Consider the following 14,199-nt stretch of genomic DNA (forward strand, 5'->3'; position numbering starts at 1 on the left):
TCTCCTAAATTCTTATAAAAATTACATTTAACATATTTAATATCTATTTAAAAAAAATTAATGAAATATTCTATCAAATAACATTTGATCAACATTAGAAAAATATTCTACATAATAATTTTCATTAGGAAAAAACACTTTTTTTAAAATCTTTATAGTATTTAGTTTTTTTGGTGAATGTTTTACTTTATCAATCCAATTTATAAATATTTTTTTATTTGGTAATGAGATTACAGTAAACTTCATATTAGAAAATCCTTTTCCGCTATAATTAGAAGATATTCCTTTATATTTGCCTGAATCATTAGAAATTAGATTTAATTTTGTTACCATCCCAGGCATGGCGTATATTTGACTACCAAGAGAAGGAATAAAAAAAGAATTCATAACAGAATGTGAAGTTATACGAAAAATTATTGGTGTATTTGTAGGAATAGCTATTTCATTAATACTTGCTATACCATAATCTGGATAAACAAATAACCATCTCCAATCTAATGCAATAACATCTATTTTAATGGGTTTATTCTTGGATAATATAGATTTTTTAGGATCTAATATATGACAATAATTCCAAGTCAAAAAAGCCAAAAAAGAAATTATTAAAACAGGTATAATCCATACTATTGTTTCTATTATTTTAGATTCAGACCAATTTGGCTTATATATTTGATTTATATTAGAAGAGCGATATTTAATCGAAAAATACATTGTCATAAAAAGAACAGGAATAACAACAAATAACATCATTATAAATGATATCAAAATCAATGAAGATTCTTGTTTTGCAATTATTCCATGTGAGGTGAATAACATACTATTACAACCATTCAGCATAAAAACAATTGAAGTTAATAATAAAATTTTAAAACATTTATTAAAATTTGTGCATATCATTTTTAAAAACCTCAAATTTAATATTTATTAATTAAAATTTTTTATAATTATTTTAATTACAAATTTTAAATTTCAAAAAACTAATAATTTTTGAAATAATTGAATTATTTTTCAAAAATTGATAAAATTTAAAATGAAAAATATGTTTTATTAAGTATTTTTTATCAAAAAATAGAATTTTATTATTAAAAATAGAGTTATTACTTTAAAAAGTATTCTAAAATAATTTCATAAAGTCTGATATAAAAAATATATAAAAATATTTTTTGACAATATTAATTAGGATATAAAATTAATTTTATGTGTTTAGAAAAAATAAAAGAATATTTAGTATCAAAAATGAATATAAATCACATTGCAATTTATAATGATAGTAAATCTCATAAATATGCTAATAATGCTCTCACACATCTAAAAATAGTAATTATTAGCGATAATTTTATTAATATGAAAACAATTAATAGACATCGTTTAATTTTTAAAAAATTATATGAAATACATAAAGAAAACATATATTCAATTACATTATATACTTATACTTTAAATGAATGGAAATATAAAAAAAATAAAAACAATTATTCTATAAAATGTTTTCAAAAAAAATAATAAAAAACTATTATAAAAATAAATAACTTTAAGACAATCAATTTTTAAAGACAAAATATATCAACAAATATTATCATTTAACAAAATATTTAAAATAATTTATTCAATTTAAAATCTATTAAAATTTTATAAAATATCTCAATAAAATAAAAAATATCTAAGATTAACTAATAAATGTAATTTTAAGGTAATAAGATGAAATTTCTTCTGGAAAAAACTAAAGATGCAGGTCATCGTGTTACAATCAATATTCCAAAAAAAATAATCGACACTGCTCTTTTTAAAGAGTTTTCTAAAATTAATAAAAATACAAATATTAATGGTTTTAGAAAAGGAAAAGTGCCTATTAAAATAATACAGAAAAAATACGGAAATAATATTTATTATGATGTATTTAATAAACTAATGCAAAAATTTTTTTTTGAATTTTTAAATAAAGAAAAAATTAATATTATTGGTGATCCTAAGTATTATATAGATGAAAAAGAAGAAAAAAATGAAAATTTTAAATATTCTGTTATTTATGAAGTATATCCTGATATTAAAATAAAAGAAGTAAGTTCAATTAAAGCGGAAAAAATTATTGTTAATATTACTAATGAAGATATAAAGAAAAATATAGTAGAAAATCAAAAAAAAACAATCGTATGGCATCCAGTTAATAGAGCTATTAAAATTAATGATAAAGTAACAATTAATTATTCAATTTACGAAAATAATAAAAAAATAAATAAATTTGATACTGAAAATTTTCAGTTTATTATTTTTAAAAATCATTTTTTAGATGAATTAAATAATAAAATAATCAATCATTATACTAACGATATTATTTTTTTGAAAATATTATTTTCTTCATTCCATCCAGAAAAAGAACTTAATAATAAAGATATAACATTTAAAATTAAAATAATAAAAGTTGAAGAAAAAGAAGAAAAAATAGATAAAAAAATTAAAAATATTCAACTTATTGAATCGAACTTACAATCTATAAAAGATAAAATAATTCAAGATATAAATAAGTTAACTGAAAGTCATTTAAAAAACCAAATCATACACAAGTTAATAAAAGCAAATCCAATTAAACTACCTCCTATTCTATTGCAACAAGAAATAATAAATTTAAATAAAAGACTTATAGAAGAATATAAAGGAAACAGAAAAAATATTTTAGATAAAAAATATCACGTTGATCTTGAGTTACAAGCTAAAAAAAGATTGTGTACTAAGTTAATTTTGGAAGAAATTATTAATAACAATAAAATTTTAGTAGATACAGAAAAAGTTAAATCAACAATTAAGGAAATATCTTTAAAATACAAAAAACCATTGGAAATTATCAACATATACAATAAAAATAAAATATTAAGAAAAACCATAGAAAATTTGGAATTAGAAAAAGAAGTTATAAAGTTTTTAAAAAATAAAATTAAGATTATAAAAAAATATTATACTTTTAATGAATTTATAAACTATAACTTAAATTCTGAAGAATTATATTTTTAAAAAATAAAAATTTTTAATAGTTCTATATTTGTATTTTTTGAAAAATATTTTAATTACAAAAAATTTTAATATTTTACTTTTTAAATTGAATGTTCATCAAGAGAATACTAAAAAATGTCTAATTCAATATTGATTCCAATGGTTGTTGAGCAGCATTCAAGAGGAGAACGTTCATATGATATATATTCAAGATTGTTAAAAGAACGTATAATTTTTATGAATGGTGCTATAGAAGATAGTATGGCAAGCACTATAATAGCTCAAATGCTTTTTTTGGAAGCAGAAAATCCAGAAAAAGATATATTTTTATATATTAACTCTCCAGGTGGTATTATTACTTCAGGTATGTCTATTTATGATACCATGCAATTTATTAGCCCAGATATACGAACAATTTGTATAGGTCAAGCATGTTCAATGGCAGCTTTTTTATTAGCATCTGGTACTAAAGGGAAAAGATTTTCTTTACCAAATTCTAGAATTATGATTCATCAACCATTAGGTGGATTTCAAGGGCAAGCTTCAGATATTGCTATTCATGCTAAAGAAATAATTAAAATGAAAAAAAAATTAAATCAATTATTTTCTTTGCATACTAATCAATCTATTAAAAAAATAAACAAAGATACAGAAAGAGATTGCTTTTTATCAGCAAATGAGTCTATCCAATATGGATTAATTGATTTAATCCTAACCAAACGAAAATAAAAAATTTTTTAAAAAATATTTTTTTTTGTAAAAAAAATAAAATAGAATCTATTTACTCAAAAAAAATCAACAAATATAAAAAGAGGTTTAAAATATGACAGATAAGAGTAAAGATGATTCTAAAAAATTACTTCATTGCTCTTTTTGTGGAAAGAACCAAAAGGAAGTAGAAAAACTCATTGCTGGTCCGTCAGTATGTATATGCAATGAATGTATAAAACTATGTAATAATATTATTGAAGAAACTAAAATTATAAAAGATATTCAAAATAATGATTTACAAGATTTACCTACACCGTCTGAAATAAAGAAATATCTTGATAGTTATGTTATAGGACAAGATCATACGAAAAAAGTTTTATCTGTAGCTGTTTATAATCACTATCAGCGTATTAAAAATATTAATAAAAACAAAGAAAAAACTGAACTTGGAAAAAGTAATATTTTATTAATCGGACCTACTGGAAGTGGAAAAACTTTATTAGCAGAAACACTAGCAAAACTATTAAATGTACCATTTAGTATTGCAGATGCTACCACTTTAACAGAAGCAGGATATGTAGGAGAAGATGTTGAAAATGTAATACAAAAACTACTACAAAAATGCAAATATAATGTTAAAAAAGCAGAATTAGGTATTATATATATTGATGAAATTGATAAAATCTCAAGAAAATCTGACAATCCTTCTATAACTAGAGATGTTTCAGGAGAAGGAGTGCAACAAGCTTTATTAAAACTCATTGAAGGAACTTTAGCATCTATTCCACCACAAGGTGGTCGAAAACATCCACAACAAGAATTTTTACAAATTAATACTTCAAATATTTTATTTATATGTGCAGGTGCGTTTTCGGGTTTGTCTAATATTATTTCAAAAAGAATTAATATAAGCAGTGAAATTGGATTTAATGCAAAAATTAACAAAAAAACTCAAAAGAAATCAGAAGAACACTTATTAAAACAAGTTGAACCAAAAGACTTAATAAAATTTGGCTTAATTCCTGAATTTATTGGGCGTTTACCAATTATTACAATAGTAAATGAGTTAACAGAAAATGCACTTATTGAAATTTTATGTAAGCCTAAAAACGCTTTAATTAAACAATATCAAACATTATTTAATTTAGAAAAAGTAAAATTAGAATTTGATAAAAAATCAATTAAAGCTATTGCAAAACAAGCAATGTTAAAAAAAACAGGAGCAAGAGGATTAAGATCTATTATTGAAAAGGTTTTATTAAATACAATGTATGAATTACCATCAATGAAAAACGTAGAAAAAGTACTTATAACTGAATCAGTAATACATTCAAAATCATCACCTAAAATAATATATGAAAAAAATAAATCAAAAAAAGCATCTGGTGAATAAATAAAAATCTTAATTAAATTTAATTTAAGATTTTTATTATAATAAAAGCCATATTATATATATTAAACACAAAACGATTGTTCATATAAATTAAATCGCTTAAATATAACTGTATATTTTTATATCTTGCAGTTTTCAAATTTACACACATCATCGGAAATTCAACTAAGAGAGAGCTCTATGAATTCTGAGCGTTCTGAACGCATTAAAATTCCCGTGTTACCATTAAGAGATGTAGTTGTATATCCTCATATGGTCATTCCATTATTTGTAGGTCGTAAAAAATCAATAAAATGTATTGAAACATCTATGGATAATGATAAAAAAATTATGTTAATTGCACAAAAAGAAGCTTCAAAAGACGAGCCGAATATAAACGATTTATTTAATATAGGAACTATTAGTTCAATTTTACAAATGTTGAAGCTTCCAGATGGTACAGTAAAAGTATTAGTCGAAGGTTTACAACGTGCCTGTATTAAAAATTTAATTAATACAGGAGAGCATTATATTGGTGAAATAGAACCAATTAATATTTCTAATATTTTAAACAAAGAACACAAAGTATTAATTAGAACAACAATAAATCAATTTGAATCTTATATTAAACTTAATAAAAAAATTCCATCAGAAATATTAAATACTCTTAATAATATAACAAACTCAGAAAAACTTGCAGATACAATTGCAGCTCATATGCCATTAAAATTAACTGACAAACAATCGGTATTGGAAATAAACAATGTAAATAAAAGACTAGAATTTTTAATGGCTATAATGGAATCAGAAATTGATTTATTACAAGTAGAAAAACGAATCAGAAATCGTGTTAAAAAACAAATGGAAAAAAGTCAAAGAGAATATTATTTAAATGAACAAATAAAAGCTATTCAAAAAGAACTTGGTGACATGGATGAAATTCCAGATGAAAATAAAATTTTAAAAAGAAAAATTAAATCTTTAAAAATGCCTAAAGAAGCTAAAGAAAAAACAGAATCAGAATTACAAAAATTAAAAATGATGTCACCAATGTCTGCAGAAGCAACTGTAGTACGAAGTTATATTGACTGGATGATACAAGTTCCTTGGAATACAAAAACAAAAATAAAAAAAGATATTAAACAAGCTAAAAAAATTCTTGATATTGATCATTTTGGACTTGAAAAAGTTAAAGAAAGAATATTAGAGTATTTAGCAGTACAAAGTAGAACAAATAAGGTTAAGGGTCCCATTTTATGTTTAATCGGACCTCCAGGAGTAGGTAAAACATCATTAGGTAAATCTATCGCAAGATCAACAGGTAGAAAATACGTTAGAATGGCATTAGGTGGAATAAGGGATGAAGCGGAAATAAGAGGTCATCGTCGTACATACATAGGATCAATGCCTGGAAAATTAATTCAAAAAATGATTAAGGCAAAGGTTAAGAATCCATTATTTTTACTCGATGAAATTGATAAGATGTCTTGTGATGTTAGAGTAGATCCAGCTTCTGCACTATTAGAAGTTCTTGATCCAGAACAAAATATAAATTTTAATGATCATTATTTAGAAGTAGATTACGATCTTTCTGACGTAATGTTTGTAGCAACTTCAAACTCAATGAACATACCTGCTCCATTACTTGATAGAATGGAAATTATTCGACTTTCTGGTTATACAGAAAATGAAAAATTAAATATAGCAAAATGCTATTTGTATCCTAAACAACTTGAAAGAAATGCTTTAAAAAAAGATGAACTAACAATTACTGATTGCGCTATAATGCATATTATTCATTATTATACAAGAGAAGCTGGAGTTCGTAATCTAGAACGAGAAATATCTAAAATATGTAGAAAAGTCGTAAAAAAATTAATTTTAAATAAATCTCTAAAACACATTGAAATAAATAATAAAAACATAAATAAATTTTTAGGAATAAAACGATTTGATTATGGTAAAACAAACAAATTAAATCAAATCGGACAAGTGGTTGGATTAGCATGGACAGAAGTTGGTGGGGAATTGTTAACAATTGAAACAGCATGTGTTTCAGGTAAAGGAAAACTTACTTATACTGGATCTTTAGGTGAAGTAATGCAAGAATCGATTCAAGCTGCACTGACAGTTGTTCGATCACAAGCTAAAAAACTAGGAATAAAAAAAGATTTTTATGAAAAACATGATATTCATGTACATGTCCCAGAAGGTGCAACTCCAAAAGATGGCCCAAGTGCAGGCATTGCAATGTGCACTGCTATCGTTTCTTCTTTAACAAGAAATCCTGTTAAATCAAATATTGCTATGACAGGAGAGATTACATTGCAAGGAAAAGTACTTACTATTGGTGGATTAAAAGAAAAGCTATTAGCAGCACATCGTGGAGGTGTTAAAATAGTTCTGATACCATATGAAAATCAACGTCATTTAGAAGAAATACCAAAAAATATCATTGATGGATTAATAATATATCCAGTAAAACACATTGAAGAAGTTTTAAAATTAGCATTAGAAAAAACACCCTATATAACGTAAAATATATTCATAGAATTGTAAATTTGGCTGACAAAAAGTTGTCAGCCTTTATAATACGTATTATAAACATTAAAAACTTTTAATATAAAATTTAAAATATTTAGGATCGTTGCATTATGATTAAATTTTTTAAAACACGATCAAAACACATTTTAGTTAAATGTATTTTAGGAATAGTTATTTTATCAATAATATTTGGTACTTTAAATAATTATATTCATAAAGATACAACGAAATATATAGCAGAAATTAATAAAGAAAAAGTTAATTTTGAAACATTCAAAAATATATTTGATTCCGAATTAAATAAACAAAAAAAAATACTAGGAACACATTTTAATATAATTAATAATAAAATATTTAGAGAAAATTTATATAATTATGTATTGTCTCAATTAATCAATAATATTTTATTGGAACAATATACAAAAAATATTAAATTTAATTTAGATAACAGTGAAATTAAAAAAATAATATTAAATTCTAATATGTTTCAAGAAAATAATAAATTTAGTAATAAAAAATATTTAAATTATTTAGAATCAGCTAATTTAACAAATTATGAGTATATAGAATTAATCAAAAAAAAATTAAATACAATCAATTTAATTAATACAATCGCAGAAACAAACTTTATATTAGATAATGAAAAACAACATATAATAAAATTACTTTCTCAAAAAAGAATAATTAAAAAAGCAATTTTTAAAATTAATTCTATAAAAAATCAAAGCGTAAATAACGCAGAAGTTTTAAATTATTTTAATCACAATAAAAATAAATTTTATAGTCCAGAACAATTTCAAATTAGTTACATTCATATACAGCCAAATGAATTCAATATATCATGTAATAATAAAGAAGTTAAATATTGGTACAAAAAAAATATAGATAAATATTCAACACAAGAAAAAAGAAATTATAGTATTATTCAAACAAAGACCAAAAAAGAAGCGTTATTAATATTATCAGAACTAAAAAAAGGAGGAAATTTTTCAAAAATAGCAAAAGAAAAATCAATAGAACCAATTTCTTCGAAAAAAGGAGGAAACATTGGATGGATAGAAACCAATTTAATACCTGAAGAAATAAAAACATCTAATTTAAATCAAAAGAATCAAATTTCTGATGTAATTAAATTTAATGACGAATTTTTGATTATTAAATTAAATAAAATTTTACCCAAAAAAATAAAAAAAATTTCTGAAGTATCGGATATAATTAAATCTGAAATAAAGCGTAAAAAAGCTTTAATTACATACTATAAATTAAAAGATAAAATTTTATTATTATCTAAAAAATATAAAAATAGATTTGATTTAATTGAAAAGAAATCTAATATTAAATCTATAGAAACTTCATGGTTTGATAAAAATTCCACTCCAAAAGTTTTTCAAAATCCTACTTTGAAAAAAATAATTTTTAAAAAAGGAATATTAGACAGAGAAAAAAAACTAAAATCGCATTCAGGATTAATTGAATTAAAAAATCATCAATTATTTATATTAACGATTAAAAATTTTAAAACAAAAAAATTAAAAAATATTAAAAATGTCAAAAATAATATTATAAATATTTTAAAATATGATAAAGCTATTAAAGAAACAAAAGAAAAAACAAAAAAAATTTTATTTGAGTTAAATAATGGAAACAAAAAAACATTAAGTAAAGAAAATTTACTTTTTAATGTCTCAGAGACACTATCTCGATACGATCATAATCCTATTGTATCTAAAATTTTTTCTATGCCATATAGAATTAATGAAAAAAAAATTTATACTATGTATCAAGATAAAAATAAAAATTTTGTAATCGCATTTATATCAAAAATTTATAATGAAAAATTTTCAAAAAACGAAGAAGAAATGATTGTAAAATATTTAGAAAAAAATAATATAGAAAAAATATTTAACTGTATTATTAAAAATCTTCATAAAACATCTAAAATTACATATGAAAAAATAGAAAATATATAAATATATTTTTATAATTACTGAAATAAAATATCATTAATCAAAAAAATTAAATTTTTCTTTTAACTTTTTCATATAATATGAAGGATTAGACTTCCATTTATTAAATCCTTCATAACGAATAATACATGCTTGACATTTGCCGCATCCATTTGCTATTAAACCTTTGTAACACGTTATTGTATGATTAAGAATAAATTTACTTGAATTCCAATAATCTGATAAAGACCATATTTCTGCTTTACTTAAATTCATTAAAGGAACTTTAAAACTAATTTGACAGTCCATTCCAATTTGAACGACATGATTCATTGCTTTAATAAATTCATTTCTACAATCTGGATAGCCGGAAAAATCAATTGTATTTACGCCTAAAACAACAAAATCAATTTGATTGTTAAAAGCATATATAGAAGATAAAGTTAAAAATAAAATGTTTCGACCGGGAACAAAAGTGCTAGGCAATAAAGAATTTAATGGATGATTATTACAAATAGAAATGTTTTTATCTGTTAAACTACTTTTAGAAAGATTTTGTAAAAATTTAATATCTATAAATATATGTTTTTTTACTCCAAAATATTTTGATATAAAACGAGAAGAATGAATTTCAGATTTATGTAATTGATTATAATCAAAAGTAATACAATAAATTTCTTTATATAAATTAGCATAATGTATGAGACAAGTTGTTGAATCTTGTCCACCACTAAAAACTATCAGTATTTTTTTTGTATTTTTGTTCATATTATTATTTTATACGTTTGTAATTTAAAAATTTCAAAAATATTATAATTAACATTATATATTAAGAATAAAAAAAAATATTTTTAATTTTAAAAAAAAAATTAATTAAAAATATATAATATTTAAATATATATTTTCATATTTACATTTTAGGATTATTTCGTGAGATTGTTCAATCAATTAAAATGGTATTTTATAAAAGAATGGAAACGCTATTTAGGCTCTATTATTTTATTGATAACAATAGCATTTTTACAATTAGTACCACCTAAGATAATTGGAATTTTAATCGATTTAATTATTAAAGAAAAAATGAGTGGAATAAAAATATTACCATGGATTTTAATTATTTTTTTAATTGCAATTACTGTATATATATTAAGATATTTATGGAGAATTCTTTTATTTGGTGCATCTTATAATCTTGCAACAGAATTACGAGTAAAATTTTACTCACATCTTAGTAATCAAAGTCAAATATTTTTTTTAAAAAATAGAACTGGAGATTTAATTGCTAGAGCTACAAATGATGTTGATCGCGTTGTATTTGCAGCAGGAGAAGGTGTTTTAACACTCATAGATTCATCCATTATGGGTTTATCTGTATTAGTTGTTATGATTACTCAAATTAGTTGGTTATTAACAATAATTTCTCTTATACCAATGCCTATTATGGCTTTTTTAATTAAAAAATATGGAAAAGAACTTCATGATAAATTTAGAAATGCACAACATTCATTTTCTTTATTAAATAATCAAACACAAGAGATATTAACCAGTATTCGAATGATTCGATCATTTGGGTTAGAAGAAAATCAATTAAAAAAATTTAATTGCATTGTTAATGAAGCTGGAAAAAAAAACATGCAAGTAGCTAAGATAGATGCTCGTTTTGATCCTGTAATTTATCTATCAGTCGCATTTTCTAATTTATTAGCTATTACTGCAGGTGGATATTTAGTATGGCATGATATAATTACCATAGGACAATTAACAAGTTTTATTATGTATTTAGGTTTAATGATTTGGCCAATGTTAGCGCTGGCATGGATGTTTAATATCGTAGAAAGAGGGAGTGCGGCATGGGAAAGAATTTATTCGATTATTAACCAAAAACTATATATTGAAGACGGTAAAAAAACAACCGATAATATTTCAAAAATAATAAATGTCCATATTAATACTTTTTTTTATCCAAAAAGAAATATTCCCTCTTTAAAAAAAATTAATTTTACTCTTTTACCGGGAAAAACTTTAGGTGTTTGCGGTCCAACTGGTTCTGGAAAAAGTACTTTATTAAAACTAATACAAAGACAATTTAAAATCACTGAAGGAGAAATTACATATGGCTCTATTTCATTATTACAATTAAAAATTAATTATTGGAGAAGTAAAATTTCCGTAGTTAATCAAACTGCATTTTTATTTTCAGATAATATATATAATAATATTTGTTTAGGAAAACCTAACGCATCTAAAAGTGAAATTGAAAAAGCAGCGAAATTGGCAGATATACATAAAGATATTATATGTTTGCCTGAAGGATATCAAACACAAGTTGGTGAACGAGGAGTAATGTTATCTGGCGGTCAAAAACAACGTATTTCTATAGCTCGCGCACTATTATTAAATACAGAAATATTAATTTTAGATGACGCTTTATCTGCAGTAGATGGAAATACTGAAAATAATATTTTAAATAACTTAGAAAAATGGAAAAAAACTGGTCGTTCAATAATCATTGTGGCGCATCGTTTATCTGGATTAATTAACGCAGATGAAATTATTGTTATTAAAAAAGGTGTAATTATTCAAAAAGGAAATCATAAAAAATTAATACAAGAAAAAAATTGGTATCAATCCATGTACTATTACCAACAATCAAAAAAAATTGAGGATAATCTAAAATAGATTAGAAATTTATAATATGGATCATTTAATAGCATTTTGGCCAATTTTAAAACGTTTAATAAAATATGCCATACCTTGGAAAAAGAAAATTATATTAGCATTTTTTTTGCTTATAAGTGGATCGACTTCAGAAGTTTTAGGTCCTATTCTAATTAGTTATTTTATTAATAATATTTTATCCAAACATGTATTTTATTTACAATCAATACTAATTATTATAATTGCATTTATTATACTTCAAATATTAGCAGTTTTTTTCAACTATTTTCAAAGTATTTATTTTAATAAAATAGCTGTAGAAGTGATTAATAAATTGCGTAACGATGTTATGAACTCTGCAATAAAACAACCTATTCATCAATTTGATTCACAACCTATTGGTCAAATTATTTCTAAAGTTACCAATGATACTGAAGTAATTAAAGAATTGTATGATACCGTTGCGCCTACTTTATTTCGTAGTATCACATTAATTATTATTATATTATTCGCAATGTTTACTCTTGAGTGGCATATGGCAATAATTGCAATTTTTATTGTACCATTAATAATAATAATTATGTCAATTTACCAACACTATAGTACTCCGTTACTTCGAAATGTTAGATATTATTTAGCAAATATTAATAATAAATTTAATGAAATAATAAATGGCATAAATGTTATTCAACAATTTAGACAACAAAGTAGATTTAAACAAAGTATTCAAGATAGTAGTCAAATGCATTATTTAGCACGAATGAAAATATTAAAATTAGATGGTTTTTTGTTGCGACCGTTATTAAGTTTAATATCATCTTTAGTATTATGTAGTTTTATTTTTTCGTTTAGTTGCTTAAAAAATGAAGCTTTTGAAGTTGGTGTACTATATGCTTTTATTACATATCTAGGACGCCTTAATGAGCCCTTGATCTCAATAACTATTCAACAATCTATATTACAACAAGCAATTGTTGCCGGAGAAAGAATATTTTCTCTTATAGACTCAAAAAAACAAGCATATGGAACAAATAAAAAAAAATTAAAAACTGGAAAAGTAAATATTAAAAACCTCAATTTTAATTACTCAAGAAGTCAAAATAAAATACTTCATAATATTAATATAGATATTCCATCTAAAAGTTTTGTCGCGTTTGTCGGTCATACAGGAAGCGGAAAAAGTACTTTAGCTAATTTGTTAATGGGATATTATCCAATTAAAAATGGAGAAATATATCTTGATAATAAGCCAATTAATTCTATAAGTCACAGTGTTTTAAGAGAAAGTATATTGATGGTCCAGCAAGACCCAATAGTTCTTGCAGACACTTTTTTTAATAATATTGCATTAGGAAGAAAAATATCAGAAGATAAAGTATGGGAAATATTAAAAATTGTTAATCTTTTTTCTTTAGTTAAATCTATGCCAAAAGGTTTACATTCGATTTTAGGAGAAGAAGGTAACACATTGTCTGTAGGTCAAAAACAACTACTATCTATTGCTAGAATACTTGTAAAAAACCCTAAAATACTTATATTAGATGAAGCAACTGCTAATATTGATTCTGGAACTGAAAAATTAATTCAAACTACTTTAACTACTATAAAAAACAATACTACATTAATTGTTATAGCGCATCGACTATCTACAATAGTTGATGCAGATATTATTGTAGTTTTAGATAAAGGAAAAGTTGTAGAATTTGGAACACATAAAAAATTATTACAAATAAAAGGCTATTATTCAAAAATGTATAATTTTCAATTATCTAAATATTAAATTTGGAAGATCCTGTTAGTTAAAACAAAACACCTGCATTTATTGATTTAGCTGCTTCTTTCCAGATCTGACTCATTGTTCAACTTAACAGTGTTAAGGGCTAACAGAATCTTCTTTCTAATATTTTTAATATAAAAAATTGAATTTCATATTTTATACACTAAATGTATAATTTACAACTAATATTTGTAAAAATTTTAATC

General features: G+C 22.8%; 10 protein-coding genes. 8 read left to right on the forward strand and 2 right to left on the reverse strand.

Features of this window, described 5'->3' with window-relative positions:
- Positions 1-57 precede the first annotated feature (57 nt).
- Complete coding sequence (gene cyoA / locus D9V60_RS02395; RefSeq protein ID WP_158360744.1) at positions 58-897, reverse strand: ubiquinol oxidase subunit II; 840 nt, start codon at positions 895-897, stop codon at positions 58-60.
- A 300-nt stretch (positions 898-1,197) separates the two neighbouring features.
- On the opposite strand from cyoA, the gene D9V60_RS02400 reads away from it, so the two are divergent.
- The 6 genes from D9V60_RS02400 to D9V60_RS02425 all read left to right on the forward strand — a co-directional run bounded on the left by D9V60_RS02400 (position 1,198) and on the right by D9V60_RS02425 (position 9,582).
- The gene (locus D9V60_RS02400; RefSeq protein ID WP_158360745.1) at positions 1,198-1,503 is read left to right on the forward strand and encodes a BolA family protein; all 306 of its coding nucleotides are present in this window, start codon (positions 1,198-1,200) and stop codon (positions 1,501-1,503) included.
- Between the two features lie 195 nt (positions 1,504-1,698).
- Positions 1,699-3,006 carry a trigger factor gene (gene tig / locus D9V60_RS02405; protein WP_158360746.1) on the forward strand — a complete coding sequence of 436 codons (1,308 nt, stop codon included), beginning with the start codon at positions 1,699-1,701 and terminating at the stop codon, positions 3,004-3,006.
- A gap of 114 nt (positions 3,007-3,120) precedes the next feature.
- On the forward strand, positions 3,121-3,714 hold the full coding sequence (clpP, locus tag D9V60_RS02410; RefSeq protein WP_158360747.1) for an ATP-dependent Clp endopeptidase proteolytic subunit ClpP: 594 nt from the start codon (positions 3,121-3,123) through the stop codon (positions 3,712-3,714).
- A 94-nt stretch (positions 3,715-3,808) separates the two neighbouring features.
- On the forward strand, positions 3,809-5,089 hold the full coding sequence (gene clpX, locus D9V60_RS02415; RefSeq protein WP_158360748.1) for an ATP-dependent Clp protease ATP-binding subunit ClpX: 1,281 nt from the start codon (positions 3,809-3,811) through the stop codon (positions 5,087-5,089).
- Positions 5,090-5,269: 180 nt separating this feature from the next.
- Positions 5,270-7,606 carry an endopeptidase La gene (lon, locus tag D9V60_RS02420; protein WP_158360749.1) on the forward strand — a complete coding sequence of 779 codons (2,337 nt, stop codon included), beginning with the start codon at positions 5,270-5,272 and terminating at the stop codon, positions 7,604-7,606.
- Between the two features lie 116 nt (positions 7,607-7,722).
- The gene (locus D9V60_RS02425; RefSeq protein ID WP_158360750.1) at positions 7,723-9,582 is read left to right on the forward strand and encodes a SurA N-terminal domain-containing protein; all 1,860 of its coding nucleotides are present in this window, start codon (positions 7,723-7,725) and stop codon (positions 9,580-9,582) included.
- Between the two features lie 33 nt (positions 9,583-9,615).
- On the opposite strand, the gene queC is transcribed toward D9V60_RS02425, so the two are convergent.
- Positions 9,616-10,326, reverse strand: a complete 711-nt coding sequence (queC, locus tag D9V60_RS02430; RefSeq protein ID WP_158360751.1) for a 7-cyano-7-deazaguanine synthase QueC — start codon at positions 10,324-10,326, stop codon at positions 9,616-9,618.
- Between the two features lie 162 nt (positions 10,327-10,488).
- Here queC and D9V60_RS02435 point away from each other — a divergent pair, with 162 nt between their 5' ends.
- Both D9V60_RS02435 and D9V60_RS02440 read left to right on the forward strand, forming a co-directional pair.
- Positions 10,489-12,237, forward strand: coding sequence for a SmdA family multidrug ABC transporter permease/ATP-binding protein (locus tag D9V60_RS02435; RefSeq protein ID WP_158360752.1), 1,749 nt, complete (start codon positions 10,489-10,491; stop codon positions 12,235-12,237).
- 16 nt (positions 12,238-12,253) lie between these two features.
- Positions 12,254-13,996, forward strand: coding sequence for a SmdB family multidrug efflux ABC transporter permease/ATP-binding protein (locus D9V60_RS02440; RefSeq protein WP_158360753.1), 1,743 nt, complete (start codon positions 12,254-12,256; stop codon positions 13,994-13,996).
- Positions 13,997-14,199 lie beyond the last annotated feature (203 nt).

Source organism: Buchnera aphidicola (Aphis craccivora) (genome assembly GCF_005082145.1).
Lineage (GTDB): Bacteria > Pseudomonadota > Gammaproteobacteria > Enterobacterales > Enterobacteriaceae > Buchnera > Buchnera aphidicola_U.